This is a genomic window from Nocardioides sp., from assembly GCF_035697785.1.
GTDB lineage: Bacteria > Actinomycetota > Actinomycetes > Propionibacteriales > Nocardioidaceae > Nocardioides_B.
This window is the reverse complement of record NZ_DASSCL010000074.1, coordinates 1-18,027: the sequence shown is the minus strand read 5'-3', so window position 1 is coordinate 18,027 and position 18,027 is coordinate 1. Positions and strand designations below refer to the sequence as shown.

The 18,027-nt window shown below is 71.2% G+C and carries 16 protein-coding genes; 12 read left to right on the top strand and 4 right to left on the bottom strand.

Annotated elements, in window-relative coordinates:
- Positions 1-118: 118 nt before the first annotated feature.
- Positions 119-922 carry an IclR family transcriptional regulator domain-containing protein gene (locus tag VFH10_RS07810; protein WP_325127551.1) on the bottom strand — a complete coding sequence of 268 codons (804 nt, stop codon included), beginning with the start codon at positions 920-922 and terminating at the stop codon, positions 119-121.
- A 135-nt stretch (positions 923-1,057) separates the two neighbouring features.
- On the opposite strand from VFH10_RS07810, the gene VFH10_RS07805 reads away from it, so the two are divergent.
- From VFH10_RS07805 to VFH10_RS07765, 9 genes are all read left to right on the top strand, one after another.
- Positions 1,058-2,524 carry an amidohydrolase family protein gene (locus VFH10_RS07805; protein ID WP_325127550.1) on the top strand — a complete coding sequence of 489 codons (1,467 nt, stop codon included), beginning with the start codon at positions 1,058-1,060 and terminating at the stop codon, positions 2,522-2,524.
- A 5-nt stretch (positions 2,525-2,529) separates the two neighbouring features.
- Entirely contained in the window at positions 2,530-4,098 is a 1,569-nt protein-coding gene (locus VFH10_RS07800; protein ID WP_325127549.1) for an FAD-dependent monooxygenase, read from the top strand.
- A 61-nt stretch (positions 4,099-4,159) separates the two neighbouring features.
- On the top strand, positions 4,160-5,023 hold the full coding sequence (locus VFH10_RS07795) for a branched-chain amino acid ABC transporter permease (RefSeq protein ID WP_325127548.1): 864 nt from the start codon (positions 4,160-4,162) through the stop codon (positions 5,021-5,023).
- Positions 5,024-5,026: 3 nt separating this feature from the next.
- Positions 5,027-6,073, top strand: a complete 1,047-nt coding sequence (locus VFH10_RS07790; RefSeq protein WP_325127547.1) for a branched-chain amino acid ABC transporter permease — start codon at positions 5,027-5,029, stop codon at positions 6,071-6,073.
- Complete coding sequence (locus VFH10_RS07785) at positions 6,070-7,332, top strand: ABC transporter substrate-binding protein (protein ID WP_325127546.1); 1,263 nt, start codon at positions 6,070-6,072, stop codon at positions 7,330-7,332. Before VFH10_RS07790 ends, VFH10_RS07785 begins: the two co-directional genes overlap by 4 nt.
- On the top strand, positions 7,329-8,135 hold the full coding sequence (locus tag VFH10_RS07780) for an ABC transporter ATP-binding protein (protein WP_325127545.1): 807 nt from the start codon (positions 7,329-7,331) through the stop codon (positions 8,133-8,135). The genes VFH10_RS07785 and VFH10_RS07780 overlap by 4 nt, the downstream gene beginning before the upstream one ends.
- Positions 8,113-8,853, top strand: a complete 741-nt coding sequence (locus tag VFH10_RS07775; RefSeq protein ID WP_325127544.1) for an ABC transporter ATP-binding protein — start codon at positions 8,113-8,115, stop codon at positions 8,851-8,853. Before VFH10_RS07780 ends, VFH10_RS07775 begins: the two co-directional genes overlap by 23 nt.
- A gap of 17 nt (positions 8,854-8,870) precedes the next feature.
- Positions 8,871-10,205 carry an amidohydrolase family protein gene (locus VFH10_RS07770; RefSeq protein ID WP_325127543.1) on the top strand — a complete coding sequence of 445 codons (1,335 nt, stop codon included), beginning with the start codon at positions 8,871-8,873 and terminating at the stop codon, positions 10,203-10,205.
- A gap of 57 nt (positions 10,206-10,262) precedes the next feature.
- Positions 10,263-11,030, top strand: a complete 768-nt coding sequence (locus VFH10_RS07765; RefSeq protein WP_325127542.1) for a Sir2 family NAD-dependent protein deacetylase — start codon at positions 10,263-10,265, stop codon at positions 11,028-11,030.
- On the opposite strand, the gene VFH10_RS07760 is transcribed toward VFH10_RS07765, so the two are convergent.
- Positions 11,023-11,712, bottom strand: coding sequence for an aspartate/glutamate racemase family protein (locus tag VFH10_RS07760; RefSeq protein WP_325127541.1), 690 nt, complete (start codon positions 11,710-11,712; stop codon positions 11,023-11,025). The genes VFH10_RS07765 and VFH10_RS07760 overlap by 8 nt on opposite strands.
- A 66-nt stretch (positions 11,713-11,778) precedes the next feature.
- Between VFH10_RS07760 and VFH10_RS07755 the strand changes: the two genes are divergently transcribed.
- Complete coding sequence (locus tag VFH10_RS07755; protein ID WP_325127540.1) at positions 11,779-13,128, top strand: protealysin inhibitor emfourin; 1,350 nt, start codon at positions 11,779-11,781, stop codon at positions 13,126-13,128.
- A gap of 106 nt (positions 13,129-13,234) precedes the next feature.
- Here VFH10_RS07755 and VFH10_RS07750 read toward each other — a convergent pair whose 3' ends face one another.
- Entirely contained in the window at positions 13,235-14,032 is a 798-nt protein-coding gene (locus tag VFH10_RS07750; RefSeq protein ID WP_325127539.1) for an endonuclease domain-containing protein, read from the bottom strand.
- Positions 14,033-14,350: 318 nt separating this feature from the next.
- Positions 14,351-15,097 (bottom strand): SDR family oxidoreductase, encoded by a 747-nt coding sequence (locus tag VFH10_RS07745; RefSeq protein WP_325127538.1) that lies wholly within the window; start codon positions 15,095-15,097, stop codon positions 14,351-14,353.
- An 85-nt stretch (positions 15,098-15,182) separates the two neighbouring features.
- On the opposite strand from VFH10_RS07745, the gene VFH10_RS07740 reads away from it, so the two are divergent.
- Complete coding sequence (locus VFH10_RS07740) at positions 15,183-15,569, top strand: hypothetical protein (protein WP_325127537.1); 387 nt, start codon at positions 15,183-15,185, stop codon at positions 15,567-15,569.
- Between the two features lie 77 nt (positions 15,570-15,646).
- A partial coding sequence (locus VFH10_RS07735; protein WP_325127536.1) for an AMP-binding protein occupies positions 15,647-18,027 on the top strand: 2,381 nt, incomplete at its 3' end.

Here is an 18,027-nt window from a genome sequence, read left to right as displayed (position 1 = left end):
CTCATGACGCCCGCATCGCGAAACGATGTCCGCTGCGCGGACGAGTGTCCGTCACCGATAGTGGGCACGTGGCCGACCCCGTGTCAAGCATTCGGTGGTCGGGCCGGCCGGGACCCGCTCAGTCCCCGGCGACCTTCTTCGGCAACGCGTCGACCATCGCGAAGTCCGCGCTGATGGCGCCGGCGGTCTGCAGCAGCCGGGGCAGGTGCTGCTCGAGGAGCACCTCGACCGAGGTCTCGGCGGCGTGCACGGTCACGTTGACCGCCGCGACCACGCGCCCGCGACCGTCACGCAGCGGCGCCGCGATCGAGCGGATCCCGCCGGCGAGCTGCTCGTCGGTCAGCGCCCACCCCCGCGCGCGCACCTCGTGCAGCGTCTCGTCGATCTGCGCGCGGTCCAGCACCACGCGCGGCGTGATGCCCGACCGGCTGGGCTCGGCCAGCACGCGGTCGAGCGCGTCCGGCTGGAGCCCGGCCAGCAGCACCTTGCCCAGGGACGTCGGCGGCGCGGGGAACTTGGTGCCGATGCTGACCGCGAGGGCGATGATCTTCGGCACCGCCACCCGGGCGACGTACACGATGTCGGAGCCGTCGAGCTGGGCGATCGACGAGGACTGGTGGGTGTGCCCGACGAGCCGCTCGAGGTGCGGGTGGGCGACGTCCCACAGCCCCATCGCCTGGACGTAGGTGAGGCCGAGCTCGAGCACGCGCGGCGTCAGGGTGTAGCCGCCCTCGGACGGGCGCACGTAGTCGAGCGACTCCAGCGTGACGAGGATCCGGCGCACCGTCGGGCGGGCCAGCCCGGTGGCGGCGGCGAGCTCGCTGAGCGCCATCACCGGCCGCCCCGGACGGAAGGCGGTGATCACGTCGAGCCCGCGCGCGATGGCCTCGATGAAGTCCGGTGCGGCGTCGCGACGGGGCATGGTCGATCCGTTCGGTCGGGCCGGGTAGTCCGGTCTTGACACCGTGACGACCGTCACAGCATGGTGAACATGATCGCTCTGCGGACATCTGTCCGCAACTCTCGCGGAGCGGGAAACTCACGGAGGCAGACGGAGATGACCGATCAGCTGGCGGCAGGACGGCCCGTGGTGCTGCGCGGGGGCACGGTGCTTCCGATGGACGAGCAGCGCAGCGTGCTGCCGGACACGGACGTGCTCGTGGTCGGCGACCGGATCGCGGAGATCGGGCCCGGGCTCGCGGCCCCCGACGGCGCCCTCGAGATCGACGCGACCGGCGGCATCGTGATGCCCGGCATGATCGACACCCACCGGCACATGTGGCAGACCGCGATGCGCGGGTACGGCGCCGACTGGACCCTCACCCAGTACTTCGTCTGGTACTACCTCGAGCACGGCAAGAAGTTCCGCCCCGAGGACATCTACGCCGGCAACCTGCTCTCGGCGATCGAGTCCATCGACGCCGGCGTCACCACCACGGTGGACTGGTCGCACGGCCTGCAGACGGCGCAGCACGCCGACGCCGCCGTCGACGCGCTGGAGGCTGTCCCGGGCCGCTTCGTGCTCGCCTACGGCAACATTCAGGCCGGGCCGTGGGAGTGGTCGGCCAGCCCGGAGTTCCGCGACTTCGTGGAGCGCCGGATGAAGCGCACCGACATGCTCGGCTTCCAGATGGCGTTCGACGTCACCGGTGACCCGGAGTTCCCGGAGAAGGCTGCCTTCGAGGTGGCCCGCGAGCTCGACGTGCCGGTCACCACGCACGCCGGCGTGTGGGGAGCGACGAACGACGACGGCATCCGGTTGATGCACGAGCACGGTTTCATGACCCCGCGCAACATCTACGTGCACGCGGCCACGCTCGGAGACGACTCCTACCAGCGGATCGCCGCGACCGGCGGCGCGGTCTCGGTCGCGACCGAGAGCGAGCAGAGCTGCGGGCAGGGCTACCCGCCCACCTGGGCGCTGCGCAACCACGACATCCGCGTGTCCATCTCCATGGACACCAGCGTGTGGATGAGCGGCGACCTCTTCTCCGCGATGCGCTCGACGCTCGGCGCCGACCGGTCGCGCGAGCACCTCGAGGCGCACGCGATCGGTGAGACCGTCACCAACTGCCACCTGCGGGCCGACCAGGTCGTCGAGTGGGCCACCCGCGGAGGAGCCGATGCCCTCGGCATGGGCGACCTCGTCGGCACCCTCGAGCACGGCAAGAAGGCCGACGTCGTACTGATCAAGAACGACCGCTCGCCCGCCATGTTCCCGCTGATCAACCCCTACGGGCACGTGGCCATGCAGGCCCAGCGCAGCGACGTGCACACCGTGATCGTCGACGGTGTGGTGGTCAAGCACGAGCACGAGCTGGTCGGCATCGACCTGCCCGCGGCGCGGCGCACCGTCGAGGCCACGGTCGAGTACCTCCAGCGGGAGCTCGGCGAGGAGGCCTGGCGGCAGGGGATGCACCCCGAGGTACCGGAGACCAAGATGCTCGACAACCCGTACCAGTACACCGAGTTCCGGTCCTCCGACACGCACCGCTCACGCGACGCCGCCGAGACGGCTGGGTGAGCGGCGTGACGGAACGGCACGTACCCGTCCTGGTCGCGGGCGGCAGCCTGGTCGGCCTGTCGACCTCGGTGCTGCTCGCCGACCAGGGCGTCCCGCACCTGCTGGTGGAGAGCCACCGCGGCACCGCGATCCACCCACGGGCCGCGTCGTTCCACCAGCGCACGATGGAAGTGTTCCGCTCCGTGGGTCTCCAGGGCGCCGTGGAGCAGGCGGCCGCCGGCGAGTTCGTGCAGAACGGCGCGATCATGGCCGTCGAGAGCCTCGGCGGGAAGGAGCTGGCGTACTTCTTCCACTCCTACAACGAGGGCGTCGAGGGGCTGAGCCCGACCGACCGGTTGTTCGTCACCCAGGTGGGTCTCGAGCCGGTGCTCCGCGAGCGAGCCGCAGGACTCGGCGCCGAGCACCGCTTCGGCACCGAGCTCGTGTCGTTCGAGCAGCACGACGACCACGTCCGATCGGTGATCCGGTCACGCGACGACGGCTCGGAGGAGGTCGTGGTCTCCGACTACCTGGTGGCCGCGGACGGCGCGCACAGCCGGATCCGCGAGCAGCTCGGCATCGCGATGTCCGGCCGCGGCAGCTTCGCCGACTGCGTGACGATCTACTTCAAGTCCGACGTCCGACCCATGCTCGGTGACCGCAACCTGAGCGTCGTCTACGTCAACCACCCGACCCTGCTGGGCTTCTTCCGGTTCTCGATCACGGCCGACTCCGGCTTCCTGGCGGTGTTCTCAACGACCGCCGCGGACGGGACCCGCGACACCAACGTGGGCGAGGACATGCCGACCGAACGCGGCGTCGAGCTGGTCCGCACCGCGCTGGGCTGCGCACCGGACCACCCGGTGGACATCGAGAGCGTGCAGCGATGGAACGCCGGCGCCGCGACCGCGGAGGCGTTCTCCGCCCGGCGGGTGTTCCTCGCCGGCGACGCCGCGCACGTGATGCCTCCGACCGGCGGGTTCGGTGGCAACACCGGGGTGGCCGATGCCCACAACCTCGCCTGGAAGCTCGCGATGGTGACGAAGGGCCACGCCGGGCCCGGGCTGCTCACGTCGTACGACGAGGAGCGGCGACCGATCGGTGCGCTGACCGTCGAGCAGGCCTACACGCGCTACGTGCTCCGCGTCGACCCGTCACTGCCGCAGGACGACCTGCAGTCACCGCTCGACGACGCGTCCATCGAGCTCGGCGCGATCTACCGCTCGGGTGCAGTGGCGGACACCAGCACGCCCGAGGCGCCCCTCGACGACCCGCGGTCACACAGCTGGGCGCCGGGCACGCGAGCGCCGCACGTCGAGCTCGCCGACGGCCGCTCAACGGTCGACGTCGCCGGTCACGGTTTCGCCCTCGTGACGAGCGGGGTGCCCGACGACTGGGCGAAGGTCGCCGACGAGACGAGTGCGTCCCTGGGCCTTCCGATCACCGTGCAACAGGTCGGGGCGGACTCCGGGCTCCAGGGGGCGGCGTTGATCCGCCCTGACGGGGTGGTGGCCTGGCGCACGTCCGAGGCAGCGCCGGTCGCGGGGCTGGACGCGGTCCTGGCAGGGCTGCTCGACCGGAGTCCGCCGGCCTGACGGCCGGCCCGGCACGTGAGGGTGCGGCCACGTTGGCAACCACTACCAGTCTGGAGTCGAGATGTCGTTGGGCTACCTGAGCACCCAGGTCCTCAACGGTCTGAGCTTCGGGGCTCTGCTGTTCCTGCTCGCGAGCGGGTTCACGCTCGTCTTCGGACTGATGCGCGTGGTCAACCTCGCCCATGGGGCGTTCTACCTGCTGGGCGGCAACGTCGCGATCTCGGTGACGGCGGCGACCGGCAGCTACCTCGCCGGCCTCGTGACAGCGGTCGTCGTCACCGCGCTCGTCGGGCTGGTCAGTGAACGCCTGCTGTTGCGACCGGTTCGGAACAACGAGCTGCTCGAGGTGCTGGTCACGGTCGGGCTCGCGTTCGTGATCGCCGACCTGTGCCTGTGGGCGTTCGGTGGGAACCCGAGGTCGGTGCCCCTGCCCGAGTTCCTGACCGGCAGCGTGTCCCTGGGGTCGGTGACCTTCCCGAAGTACCGGCTCGTCCTGGTGATCCTCGCGGTCGCGATCGCCGTCGGTCTCAAGCTGATCCAGTCCCGGACGCGGATCGGGACCGTGGTCCGTGCCGGCGTCGACGACCGCGAGACCGCGAGCTCGTTGGGCATCGACATCGAGCGCGTCTTCACCCTGCTGTTCGTCTTCGGTGCCGCGCTCGCGGGGCTGGCCGGGGTGGCCGCGGCGGGGATCCTCACCATGCGACCCGGCGCGGACACCGAGATCCTGCTGTTCGCCCTCGTCGTTGTGATCATCGGGGGACTGGGGAGCATCGAGGGTGCGGCACTCGGCAGCGTCCTGATCGGCCTCATCGACGCCTTCTCCCGGCTCTGGCTGCCGGAGCTCTCCTACTTCGCGGTCTTCGCCCCGATGGCGCTGATCCTCGTGCTCCGGCCGCAGGGCCTGCTGGGGAAGGCGGTCTAGCCGATGCGCCGCTACTCCGGCTGGGCCGCCACGGCCGTCCTCCTCGCACTGCTGCTGATCGTGCCGGCCTGGTCCCAGCGCTACGTGCTGTCGCTCTTCACCCTCGCCGTGATCACCGCTCTCCTCGCGGTCAGCGTCAACACCCTGGCCGGAGAGGCCGGTCTGGTCTCGATGGGCCACGCCGGGATCTCGGCCAGCGCCGCCTACGCCGTCGCGTGGGCGGTCCGGGACCAGCACGGCCTGGCGACCCAGCTGCTGCTGGCCCTGCTGGTCACGGTCGCCGTGAGCGCGCTCTACGGGATCACCGCCATGCGCACCAGCGGCCTGGTGTTCCTGATGATCACGTTGGCGCTCGGAGTGATGGTCTACGGCATAGCGCTGAAGTGGTCGAAGGTCACCGGCGGTCAGAGCGGCCTGATCGGCATCCGTCGGCCCGAGTCGCTGCTGGACCCCTGGGCCTTCTACTACTTCTGCCTCGCGATACTCGCCGTCACGCTCGTGGCGCTCTGGCTGTTCGGGCGCTCGCCGCTGGGACTGTCCTTCCGCGGCATCCGCGACAGCGAGAGCCGGATGACCAGCCTCGGCTACGCCACCCCCGCCATCAAGTTCGCCGCGATGATGCTGTCGGGCCTCGTCGCGGGCACGGCCGGTGTCCTCGCGGTGTGGAACTCCCAGTTCATGAGTCCGTCCGCGGCCGCCTTCGAGGTCTCCGCGATGGCCGTGATCATCATCATCATCGGCGGGGTCGGCGCACCCTTGGGGCCGATCATCGGCGCCGGTCTGGTCGTCGGGATCGAGCACTGGCTGAGCTCGTACGTCGAGCGCTGGCCGACGCTGCTCGGGCTGCTTTTCATCGCCGTGGTGATCCTGATGCCACGCGGAGTCGCCGGAGTGCTCTGGGACCGCCGGGACGGCCCCGGTTCCACGCTCCCCGCGACCGCACTTCTTCGCCGCTCGGGCGGCGTCCGCCCGACCCCGAAGCCGCCCGCGGACGCGGTCACGCCACGCGATCTCACGGACGTACGGGGCCACCACCAGAAGGGATCATGAGGATGTTCAGGAGCACACGACGTTCGACGCGCTGGCTGGCCGCGGCCGCTGGGGCACTCATGCTGTTCGCGACCGGCTGCGCCGAGGACGCGGGCGGCGGCGACGGTGACGAGAGCACGGTCACGGTCGGGTTCATCTCGCCGGTCACCGGCTTCGCGGCCGCACTCGGCACGGACATGAAGCGCGGCTGGGAGCTGTACTGGGAGCTGAACGGGGACACCGTCGGCGACGTACAGGTCCAGACGACCTACGAGGACGACGCCGGCGATCCGGAGGTGGCGCTCACCAAGGCGAGACGCCTGGTCGAGCAGGAGGGCGTCGACATGGTCGCCGGTCCGATCCTGGCCAACACGGCACTGGCCGTCGCCGACTACGTCGCCGGCCAGGGCATCCCGACGCTGCAGATCACCGGCGCTGACGACCTCACCCAGCGCGCGTTCGACCCGAACATCCTCCGGGCCGGCTACACGAGCAGCCAGTCGAACTTCCCGGCCGGGACCTGGGCCTACGACGAGGGTCACCGGACCGCGGTCACGCTCTGTCCGGACTACGCGTTCGGCTGGGAGAGCTGCGGCGGCTTCGTCAGCGCGTTTACCGAGGCCGGGGGCGAGATCACCAAGCAGCTGTGGAACCCGCTCGGGACGCAGGACTTCAGCACCTACGTGAGCCAGATCCAGCGGCTCGACCCCGACATCGTGTTCATCGGCTCGGCCGGAGGCCCGGACGCGATCCTGTTCTACAACGCGTGGCAGGACTTCGGTGCCGCGGGCATCCCGCTCGTCGGCAACTGCTGCTTCGCGGACGAGGTCTTCCTGCGTGAGGTGGGAGACAAGGCGGCCGGCGTGCAGAGCTTCACCTACTGGGCCGCGGGCCGGGAGTCCGAGGAGGTCAGCACCTTCGTGGACGCCTACGAGGAGCGCCACGGAGAGGTCCCGTCGCTCTATGCCGCCGGGAGCTACCTCATGGCGCAGATCACCGCGCAGACGCTGGCCGAGACGGACGGCACCGTCGACGACTCGTTCATCGAGACCGCCTCCGGGCTGACGTTCGACGACAGCGTCTACGGTCCGATCAGGTTCGACGACTACAACAACATCGTCGGCAACGTGTATCTCACCGAGGTGGTCGAGCGGGAGGACGGCGGTTTCTGGAACGCCCCCGCCGAGACGTTCGAGGAGCAGAGCCAGTTCTGGACGATGGAGCCGGAGGCGTACCTCGACCAGCCGGTCTTCTCCCGCGAGCAGACGCAGATCCAGTGACCGACAGGTCCGGCACGCTCCCCTCCTCCCCGGCCTCGGCCGGGGAGGAGGCGAGCACGCCGGTCCTCGACATCCGAGGCGTGGTGCGCCGATACGGAGGCCTCACGGCCGTCGACGACGTGTCGCTCACGCTCGGGCAGCGCGAGCGTCTGGCCGTGATCGGACCGAACGGCGCCGGCAAGACGACCCTCTTCAAGCTGATCGCCGGCGAGGTGTCCACCAGCGCCGGCACGGTGGCGTTCGAGGGACGCGACGTCACCCGTTGGTCGTCGCGCCGCCGCGCCCGGCTGGGCATCGCCCGGACGTTCCAGGTGTCCAACCTGTTCCCCACGCTGACCGTGGCCGACAACGTCACCCTCGCCGCGCAGGCGCTGCGCCCGGTCCGGTGGAGCTTCTGGCCGCGGGCGGGCACGAAGGCCGCGACGGCCGAGGTGGACCGGGTCCTGGAGCAGCTCATGCTGACCGCCCGCCGGGACAACCCGGTGGAGAGCCTGTCGCACGGCGAGCGACGTCAGGTCGAGATCGCCATGGCGCTCGTCGTACAGCCGCGGCTGCTGCTCCTCGACGAGCCGGCGGCAGGACTCTCGGTGGTGGAGCGGCAGCGGCTGCGGGAGGTGCTCGAAGGGCTGCCCCGGTCGGTCCCCTACCTGCTCATCGAGCACGACCTGACGCTGGCGCTGGGCCTCGCCGACCGGGTCCTCTGCCTGGACAACGGCCGCACGATCGCCGCAGGCACCCCGGCCGAGATCCGCAGGAACGCACACGTGAGGGAGGTCTACCTTGGCCGCGCAGCCACTTCTTGAGGTCACCGCGCTCGAGGCCGGCTACGGCACGGCCGGCGTGCTGCGCGAGCTCGACCTCGCCATCCAGCCCCGGGAGGTGCACGCTCTCCTCGGACGCAACGGTGCCGGCAAGACCTCGTTGCTGCGGGTCATCGCCGGGCTGCACCCGCCGACGCTCACCGGCGGCAGCGTGCGCCTGGCGGGCCGCGACCTGGTCGGTCTTCCGGCGCACAAGGTCGCCCGGCTCGGCGTCAGCCTCGTCCCGCAGGGGCGCCGGTTGTTCCAGAGCCTCACCGTCCGCGAGAACATCCAGATCGCCCAGAGAGGCGGCACCGGAGGCCACAAGGGCCGGTGGAACGAGGACAGCGTCTATGAGCTGTTCCCACGGCTCGGCGAACGTCACGCCCAGCGCAGCGGAACCCTGTCCGGCGGTGAGCAGCAGATGGTCGCGATCGCCCGTGCGCTGGTCACGAACCCGCAGCTGCTGCTTCTCGACGAACCCACCGAGGGCCTCGCCCCGATCGTCAACGACAAGATCCTCGACACCCTGCACACCCTGAAGGACACCGAGCAGACGGTGCTGCTCGCCGAGCAGAACGTCGACTTCGCCCTCGCCGTCGCCGACCGCATCTCGGTCCTCGGCGACGGCGGCAACATCGCCTGGACCGGGGAGCCCGCGGAGCTCCGCTCGAGACCGGAGACGCTCTCGGACCTGGTCGGGCTCGGCGTCCAGACCTGAGACTGAGAGAAGACGACATGACCGAAACGCATACGCCCGAACGCCGCGACCTGGTGCTCAGGGGCGGCTTGGTGCTCTCCATGGACCCGGACATCGGTGTCCGGGACGACTGCGACGTCGCCATCAGCAACGGGTCCATCACCGATGTCGGCACCGGGCTGGTGGTCGACGGCGCCGAGGAGATCGACGCCTCGGACATGGTCGTGGTCCCCGGTCTGATCGACTCGCACTGGCACATGTGGAGCACGGTCGGCCGGAACTTCATCAGGGAGGGCTACGAGTACTTCCCCGCCAAGCTGGCGACCTCGTCGTCGTACGAGCCGGAGGACTTCTACGACAGCGTGCTGCTGGGCCTGGTGGAGGCGGCGAACGCCGGGATCACCACAGTGCACAACTGGTCGCACAACACCCGCAGTCCCGAGCACGCGGATGCCGAGCTCCGGGCCCACCGTGGCGGGCTCGTCCGCGCGCGCTACGCCTACGGTCACCGAGACGGGCTGCCTGTCGACGAGCCGCTGGCGTTCTCCGACATCGACCGCGTGACGGCCGAGTGGTTCGGCACCGACTCGCCGTTCGAGAACGTGGTGCACTTAGGCCTCAACCTGAGGGGGCCGGACCTGGGCGAGCTCGACGTGTTCCACAAGGAGATGGACGACGCCCGCGCCCGTCGGCTGCCGGTGGCCATCCACACGATGCAGGGCGGTGCCACGAAGGTCCGGGTCGCGGACCTCGCCGCGCACGACTACCTCGGCCCGGACTTCATGATCTGCCACTTCCTGGCTGCAACCGAGGAGGACCGGTCGCTGATGGCCGAGTCGAGAACGCCCCTGAGCTACTCCGTCCACTCCGAGCTCCGGCTCGGTGAGGCCGGTGACCCGCGCGCTGCGCTGCTCGGCATGCACCACGCCGGGGTCGTGGTCTCGCTCTCCATCGACGCCACGTCGCTGCATCCGGTCAACCTGTTCGAGGCGATGAACGTGGCGTGGAACATGGGGATCCCCTGGGAGGGCACCGACACCGCGGCGCTGCCGGCGCTCACCTTCCACGACTGCCTGGCGATGGCGACGATCAACGGCGCCACGGCGCTCGGCCTCCAGGACGTCACCGGCTCCCTCACCCCGGGGAAGCGCGCCGACGTCGTGATGATCCGCAAGCACGACCTGAACGTCGCGCCGGTGGGCGACCCGGAGTCGACGGTGGTGCGGTCCGTGACCCCCGCCAACGTCGACACCGTCGTCATCGACGGCCGGATCGTCAAGCGGCACGGGGAGCTGCTGCACGTCGACCCGGCGGAGGTCGTCCGCAACGCCGAGCAGGCGGCTTCGCGCGTGCTCGGACGATCGCGCGGGTAGCGGGGTCGCGCCGCCGGGTCACCCTCCCACCGGGCGGGGCGTACGTAAGGTGGCGCCGTGCAGCGGCTCACCGACCTTCTCGCCCGGTCCGAGCGCGTCGTCGGCTTCACCGGCGCGGGCGTCTCCACCGAGTCCGGGATCCCCGACTTCCGCTCGCCCGGAGGGGTGTGGAGCCGCTACGACCCGAGCGAGTTCACCTTCGGCCGGTACGCCGCCTCGCCCGAGGTGCGGGCGCGATCCTGGCTGATGCGCCGCGAGTTCTTCGCGACCCCCTTCGAGCCCAACCCGGCGCACCACGCCTTCGCCGCGCTGGAGCGGGCCGGCCGCTGCCTGGGGGTCGTGACCCAGAACATCGACGGCCTGCACCAGCGGGCCGGGTCGCGCACCGTCGTCGAGCTGCACGGCACCGCGACCGAGGTCATGTGCATCGGGCACGCGCCGGTCCACGGGACGCCGGACGGGTGCGGCTTCCACGAGACGCACGCCTGGGCGATGGCCCGGGTCGACGCCGGCGACCCCGACCCCGCCTGCCCGTCGTGCGGCGGGATCGTCAAGTCCGCGACGGTCTCCTTCGAGCAGGTGCTGTTCCCCGGCGTCGTGGAGGCCGCCTACGACCTGGCGTCCCGCTGCGACCTGATGGTGGCGGCCGGGTCTTCGCTGCAGGTGTACCCCGCGGCCGGGCTGCCCGAGGTCGCGCTTGGTCACGGGGCGCGGCTGGTGATCGTCAACGACGAGCCGACGCCGTTGGACTCGGTCGCCACGCTCGTCGTACGCGGGAAGGCGGGGGCGACGCTGGGCCCGGCCGTGGAGGAGGTCCTCAGCTGAGCGCGCGGTCGAGCGCCGCCTGGACGTGCAGCGTGGTGCAGGGGAAGACCGGGATCTCGGAGTCGGCCTGCTTGACCAGCAGCTCGAGCTCGGTGCAGCCGATGATCACGCCCTGCGCGCCGGCGTCCCACAGCTCGTCGATCAGCGCGACGACGCGGGTGCGGCTGGTGTCGATGACCTTCCCGTGCACGAGCTCGTCGTAGATGATCCGGTCGAGCAGCTCGTGGTGGGACTCGTCGGGGACGACCACCTCGATGCCGTGAGAGGCGAACCGGTCGATGAAGAAGCCGCGGCTCATCGTGAACGACGTGCCGAGCAGCCCCAGCTTGCTGAACCCGTGCTCCTCGGTCGCGCGGGCGACGACGTCGGCGAGGTGCAGGAACGGTACGTCGAGCGCCGCCTCCACCTGCTCGGCCACCCGGTGGAAGGCGGTCGAGCACATGAGCACCAGGTCGGCGCCGGCCGCCTGGACGCCGCGCGCGGCCTCGACGAGGATCGCCGCGACGTCGTCCCAACGCTCGGCCTGCTGCAGCTCGGTCAGCTCGGCGAACTCGACCGACGACATCACCACCTTGGCGGAGTGCAGCCCGCCCAGCCGGTCCTCGACGCCGGCGTTGAGCAGCCGGTAGTACTCCAGGCTGCTCTCCCAGCTCAGTCCGCCGATGAGTCCGATGGTCAGCACGTGCGGAAGTCTGGCACACGGTGCCGGACGTTTACTTCTGTCCGTCCCTCGGGAAAGGGTGGGCCCATGGTCACCTGCCGGTTCGTGCCCCCCTACCTGCTCGAGCGGCTCGCCGCGATGCACCCCGACGACCACATCGGCGGGTGCTGCCGCGGCACGCTGGTGCAGGACACCGAGCTGCGCCAGCGCCGCGAGTCGAGCCCCGGTGCCGCGCCGGGCCTCGCGCCGGCCGCCGTCTTCGACGGGCCGTTCGCGGTGCACTCGGCCGACAACGGCACGTCGCTGCCGGGGCGGCTGGTGCGCGCCGCAACGGACGACCCCACCGGCGACGCCGCGGTCGACGAGGCACACGCGGGGGTCGAGGCGTCGCTGGCGATGTTCGCGGACGTGTTCGGGAGGACGTCGTACGACGACGCCGGGGCGCCGGTGGTGGCCACGGTCCACTACGGGCGCAACTACGACAACGCGTTCTGGGACGGGCGGCAGCTGGTGTTCGGCGACGGGGACGGTCGGGTCTTCACCCGGTTCACCAAGCCGGTCGACGTGCTCGGCCACGAGTTCACGCATGCCGTCACCGAACGCACGGCGGGCCTGGTCTACCAGGGGCAGTCCGGGGCGCTGAACGAGTCGGTGTCCGACGTGTTCGCCTCCTGCCTCAAGCAGCGGCTGCTCGGGCACACCGCGGACCAGGCCGACTGGCTGATCGGCGAGGGGATCTTCCTGCCGCCGGTGCGAGGCCGGGCGCTGCGGTCGATGGCCGAGCCCGGCACGGCGTACGACGACCCGGTGCTCGGCAGGGACCCGCAGGTCGGGTCGATGGCGGACTACATCGAGACCACCCAGGACAACGGCGGCGTGCACCTCAACTCCGGCATCCCCAACCGGGCGTACCACCTCGCCGCCGTCGCGCTCGGCGGCAACGCGTGGGAGGGGGTCGGGCGGATCTGGTACACCGCGCTGACGTCCGGGCTCGGTCCCGACACCGGCTTCGCGCAGTTCGCGGCCGCGACCGTGGCGGCCGCGGAGGACGTCTCATCCGAGGCACGCGCCGCGGTGGCCGACGCCTGGGCCGAGGTGGGGCTCGCTGTCCCGGCGGGTGGCGCACCGGTGCCGGCCGGTTCGGGGCCCGCTCCTGTCGGGTCGGCCGGAAGCGGGACGGGGGAGCTGGTTGTGGTGACCCGGAGCGGCGGCATCGTCGGCCGGGTGCAGCAGGCCGAGGTCCGCCTCGGCGACGACCCCCGGACCGCCGACCTGGAGCGCCTGCTGGCCCGCATCGACCTCACCTCCCTGACCGCGTCCCGCCCGCAGCCGGACCGCTACGTCTACACGTTCGAGGTCGGCGACCGCCAGGTGGTCCTCGGCGAGCAGGACCTCACCCCCGACCTCGCTGAGCTCGCCCACCTCCTCCTCGACTGATCCGCTTCTCCGACTCCGCCGAGTGTCAGGCTTTGGTCGCGCGAGTGCTTGGGTTTGGTCGCGTCAGTGCTTGGGTTTGGCCGCGCGACACGCACGGTTCGGCGGGTCAGCGCGGATCGAAGGCGGCGGCGATCCTGCCGGTCCACTCGGTCACGGCCGCATTGGTCAGCATCCATCGCTTGACCACGATCACGGTCCATCCGTGGTCGCTGAGCCACTCACGACGCTCCCGGTCGTGGCGACGTTGCTCCGGCGTGGAGTGGAACGCAACACCGTCGTACTCGACCGCAATCTTGTGCTTCGGGTATGCCAGGTCCAGCCGGTACGTCGGGGCGCCGTCGACGTCCACCCACCACTGAAGCTCGGGCACGGGCAGTCCGGCGTTGATGATCGCGAGCCGGATCCACGACTCGCCGTTCGACTCGGACCGACCGTCGGCGACGGCCACGAGTGCGCGTGCCTGCACCACACCGCGCCGCCCGCGGAACCTGAGCAGACCTCGTCGAAGATCGTCCTGGGTCAGACCGTGGTCCCGCATGAATCCGTCGACTGCCGCCAGCCCCGCGCGCTGAGACAACCGGCAGGCCAGGTCGAGACTGGTGCGCAGCGGAGTCGTGACCTGAAGCCCTTCGACGTCGACGATGTCGTCCGGAGCGAGATCCCGAGCTCCGCCCGCGCATCCACGCCGAGTGACCCGTCCTCTGCCACGGAGTGCCCACGTCTCGAGCGGAGGAAGCACCTCGAGCTCGCGATAGTCGAACGTGTCGACACCCCAGATCCACGCCGCTGTGCGATCGCACAGCACCACGTGGGGTGCAACCACGAGTCGAGCCGCCTGGCAGCGCAGCTGGATGGTGTCCGGCGTGTCGGCGCCGACGTACACGCCGGTCAGCACCCGGCGCACGGCTCGGCTCGCCTCGAGTGCTCGGAGCCGAGAACGAGTAATGCCGAGGGCCTGTGCCTGCCGGCCGGTGAAGGGTGACGGAGGAAGGTCAATGTCCAAGAGGTTGGGGAGTGGGCTGAGCGTCATGACTGCACGGTCGCCCCGCCAGGGACACCGAAGGCAGCGGAGAGCGCACGCCTGTTGACCAGCTACCGGTCACGGGACCACGTGCACGGAATCCGGCCCATGGGGCGAACCGTGCGTGTCGCACCACCAAATGCCAGCACTCGCGCGACCAAAACCTCGCACTCGCGCGGCCAAAGCCTGGCACTCGCGGGTTTAGGGGAAGACGCGGTGGACCTTGTGCTGGGCGGCCTGGGCGCGGGGGCGGATCACCATCTCATCGATGTTGACGTGGCTGGGGCGGGTGACCATCCACGTGATCGCGTCGGCGATGTCGTCTGCGACCAACGGCTCGGCGACCCCGGCGTACACCGCGTCGGCCTTCTCCTGGTCGCCGCCGAACCGCACGGTGGCGAACTCCTCGGTCTTCACCATGCCGGGGGCGATCTCGCAGACACGGACGGGCTGGTCGTACAGCTCGAGCCGCAGCGTCTCGCTGACCACCTTGGTGCCGTGCTTGGCGGCGGTGTACCCGGCGCCGCCCTCGTAGGCGATGCGGCCCGCGGTCGAGCCCACGTTGACGATCACGCCGGCGCCGGAGGCGATGAGGGCCGGCAGCAGGGCACGGGTGACCTGCATCAGTCCGATCACGTTGACCTCGTACATGGCGCGCCACTCGTCCGCATTCGCGCTCGCGACCGGGTCCGCACCGAAGGCGCCGCCGGCGTTGTTGACGAGTACGTCGAGCGTGCCGCCGACCTGCTCGGCCAGCGCGGCCACCTCCTCCGGCGACGTCACGTCGCAGCGCACGGCCGTGCCGTCGAGCTCCTTCGCGAGCGCGGACACCCGGTCCTCGCGCCGCGCGGCGCAGTACACGTGGAAGCCCGCGGCCGCCAGGTGTCGTGCCGTCGCCGCGCCGATCCCGCTGCTGGCCCCTGTCACCACCGCAGTTCGCGTCGTCATGCCGGCCATTGTTGCGGGCGGCCCGAACGCCCGGGACGCCGACCTGCTGCGCGGGCGTGACGCAGAACACGGCACACTACCGGTCATGACTGCGAGCAGATGGGGGTCGGTCGCGGCGCTCCTGGGGGGTGTCGCCTGGGTCGTGTCGGCCATCCTCGGGTGGGGCGACGAGCAGGAGCAGACCGCCTACCTGGTGGGTCTGGCGCTGGTCGTCGTGGCGCTGGCGTTCGGCGGGTACGCCCTGGTGGCGACCGCGCCGGTCTGGCTGCGCGCCGTGGTCACGCTGGCCACGCCGGCGCTCGGCTTCACGGTGTGGCTGACGGTCATGGAGTCCGTGACGCCCGGCTACCTCCCGGTCGTCATCGGCGGTGTGGTCCTGGTCGTCGCCGGCGGGATCGGGCTCGGCCGCGGTGCGCAGCGCGACGACAAGCCGGAGCCGCCGCCGGCGCACGGTCGACGGGCCGCCCGCTGAGCGTCGCCGGTCCGTACCAGGCGAGCCGATACGACCCAGCCGTAGCGAAGGTAAGGCTTGCCTAATAACCTGGGCCGGTGACCTCCGTCCTGCCCGGCGCCGCGCGCTCGGCCCCTGCTCCGCAGCGCGTGGCGTTCTGGCGCCGGCTGGCCCGGCACGGTGACCGGCCGGCGCTGGTGACGGACGAGGGCAAGGTTTCGTACGCCGAGCTCGCGGCCCGAGTCGACGAGACCGCCGCCCTGCTCGGCACCACCCGGAGGCTCGTCCTGCTCGCCGGCGCCAACCGGGTCGAGTCCGTCGTCTCCTACCTCGCCGCCCTGGTCGGTGGGCATCCGGTGATCCTGGTCCCCGGCGACGGCGGCTCGAGGATCGACGCCGTCGTCGCGGCGTACGACCCCGATGTCGTCGTCACCGGAGACCAGCTCCGCGTGCGTCGCTCCGGCACCGGCCACGACCTGCACCCCGACCTGGCGCTGCTGCTCTCCACGTCGGGATCGACCGGTTCCCCGAAGCTGGTCCGGCTCTCGCACGAGAACGTCGAGGCGAACGCCGTCGCGATCGCCGAGTACCTCGGCATTCGCAGCACTGACGTCGCCGCCACCACGCTGCCGATGCACTACTGCTACGGCCTGTCCGTGCTCAACTCCCACCTGGCAGTGGGCGCCACCCTGTACCTCACCGACCACTCGGTGGTCGACCCGTGCTTCTGGGAGGCGGTGCGCGACCACCGGGTCAGCTCGTTCGCCGCGGTGCCCTACACGTTCGACCTGCTCGACCGCGTGGGGTTCGCCGACATGGACCTGCCCTCGCTGCGCTACCTGACCCAGGCGGGTGGTCGGCTCGCGCCCGAACGCGTCCGCGAGTACGTCGCACTCGGCCGCCGCCGCGGCTGGGACCTGTTCGTCATGTACGGCCAGACCGAGGCCACGGCCCGGATGGCCTACCTGCCGCCCGACCTCGCCGACGGCAGCCCGGCCAGCATCGGTGTGCCCATCCCGGGTGGCTCCTTCGCGCTCGAGCCCATCCCCGAGCTGCCCCTCGACCCCGGCGATCACGGCGTCGAGGTCGGCGAGCTGGTCTACTCCGGCGCCAACGTGATGCTCGGCTACGCCACGACGCCGGCCGACCTCGCACTCGGACGCACCGTCCAGTCGTTGCGCACCGGAGACGTCGCGCGCCGGACCGCCGACGGTCTCTACGAGGTCATCGGCCGCCGGAGCAGGTTCGCCAAGGTTTACGGCCTGCGCATCGACCTCGACCAGGTCGAGCGGTTGTACGCCGAGCGCGGCCACCTGGTGCTCTGTGCCGACGCCGGCGACCGGCTGCTGCTCGGCACCGACGCCTCGGCCCGGGCCGCGGACCCGGAGCTGCTGCTCGCCGTCGCCCAGGACGACCTCGGCCTGCCCCGGAGCGCCGTCGACGTGCTCGCCCTCACCGAGCTGCCGCGGCTCCCGAACGGCAAGCCCGACTACCGGACCCTGGTGGCCCGGGCCCGGGTGGCGACGGACCCTGCCGGTCCCGAAGCGCGCGCTTGGAGGGACCCCTCCGGTCCCGAAGCGCGCGCTTCGGCGCTGCGCGCGACCCTCGCCGAGGTGCTCGGCCGCCCGGACGTCTCCGACGGCGACACGTTCGTCTCCCTGGAGGGCGACTCGCTGTCGTACGTCGAGGCCGCGACCCGGGTCGAGGCGGTGCTCGGCACGCTCCCGGCCGGCTGGCACCTGCTGACCGTTGCCGAGCTCGCCGGCCGGCCCGTCGACAACCGCCGCGGCCGCACCCTCGAGACCAACGTCGCGCTGCGTGCGCTCGCGATCGTGATGATCGTCGCCAGCCACGCCAACCTCCTGGTCGCCGCGGGCGGGGCGCACGTGCTGCTCGCCGTCGCCGGCTTCAACTTCGGCCGGTTCCACCTCACCGACGCCCCGCGACGCGACCGGGTCCGACACCTCGCGGGCAGCATCGCCCGGATCGTCGTACCGTCCGTGCTCTGGCTCGGCGCGGTCGCCCTCACCAGCCGCGACGTCGGCTGGACCAACGTGCTGCTGCTCAACGGCGTGCTGGGCCCGTCGTCGTGGGCGGAGCCGCAGTGGTGGTACTGGTTCGTCGAGGCCCTCGTCTGGACCTTCGTCGCCCTGGCCCTGCTCCTCGGCGTGCCCTGGGTCGACCGGCTCGAGCGGCACTGGTCGTTCTGGCTGCCGATGGCCCTGGTGGGCGCCGGGCTGCTCACGCGGTACGACGTCGTCGAGCTCGCCGGCGGCGACGAGATCCACCGCGCGAGCGTGGTGTTCTGGCTGTTCGCGCTGGGCTGGGCGACGGTGAAGGCGACCCGGATGTCGCACCGGGTGCTGGTGTCGCTCGCGGCGGTCGTCACCGTGCCCGGCTTCTTCGGCGACCCGGTCCGCGAGGGCGTCGTGGTCGCCGGTCTGCTGCTCCTGGTCTGGCTGCGCGCCGTCCGGGTGCC

Excerpts from the sequence above, each read along its gene's own strand:
- VFH10_RS07810 (WP_325127551.1), bottom strand. The coding sequence starts at position 922 with ATGCCCCGTCGCGACGCCGCACCGGACTTCATCGAGGCCATCGCGCGC.
- VFH10_RS07805 (WP_325127550.1), top strand. The coding sequence starts at position 1,058 with ATGACCGATCAGCTGGCGGCAGGACGGCCCGTGGTGCTGCGCGGGGGC.
- VFH10_RS07795 (WP_325127548.1), top strand. The coding sequence starts at position 4,160 with ATGTCGTTGGGCTACCTGAGCACCCAGGTCCTCAACGGTCTGAGCTTC.
- VFH10_RS07790 (WP_325127547.1), top strand. The coding sequence starts at position 5,027 with ATGCGCCGCTACTCCGGCTGGGCCGCCACGGCCGTCCTCCTCGCACTG.
- VFH10_RS07785 (WP_325127546.1), top strand. The coding sequence starts at position 6,070 with ATGAGGATGTTCAGGAGCACACGACGTTCGACGCGCTGGCTGGCCGCG.
- VFH10_RS07770 (WP_325127543.1), top strand. The coding sequence starts at position 8,871 with ATGACCGAAACGCATACGCCCGAACGCCGCGACCTGGTGCTCAGGGGC.
- VFH10_RS07755 (WP_325127540.1), top strand. The coding sequence starts at position 11,779 with ATGGTCACCTGCCGGTTCGTGCCCCCCTACCTGCTCGAGCGGCTCGCC.
- VFH10_RS07745 (WP_325127538.1), bottom strand. The coding sequence starts at position 15,097 with ATGACGACGCGAACTGCGGTGGTGACAGGGGCCAGCAGCGGGATCGGC.
- VFH10_RS07740 (WP_325127537.1), top strand. The coding sequence starts at position 15,183 with ATGACTGCGAGCAGATGGGGGTCGGTCGCGGCGCTCCTGGGGGGTGTC.